Consider the following 330-nt stretch of genomic DNA (forward strand, 5'->3'; position numbering starts at 1 on the left):
AATTATTTTGAGTATAAGCACGAAGAATACAACCAAGCTTCGATGTCTTTTTTGAACACATAATAAAAAAACCTGCATACCCCTAAGGGATGCAGGTTTTCTGTTTTAAGCATATCTGTTTTGCAGACGAGTTAACGGATTACTTTTTCGCTTTTGCAAAAGCAGCAGCGAATGCACCACCCATCGCCGCGTTTTGTTGTGGTTCCTCACGACGGCGTTGTCCACCTTGTGAGTTTTGGTTCGGGCGGTTTTGTGTGCGAGGTGCACTTGAACGTTGTGCGCGGTTATCTTGTCCAGGCTCATCTTTCATGCGCATGCTTAGTGCAATAC

At 44.5% G+C, this 330-nt stretch carries 1 protein-coding gene; it reads right to left on the reverse strand.

All coding sequences use genetic code 11. The annotated features are described in order from the left end of the window. Window positions 1–139 precede the first annotated feature (139 nt). On the reverse strand, window positions 140–330 hold a 191-nt coding region (locus tag AB4496_RS27380; protein ID WP_372133112.1), incomplete at its 5' end, for a hypothetical protein.

Source organism: Vibrio sp. 10N.222.46.A1, assembly GCF_041473595.1.
GTDB lineage: Bacteria > Pseudomonadota > Gammaproteobacteria > Enterobacterales > Vibrionaceae > Vibrio > Vibrio tasmaniensis_A.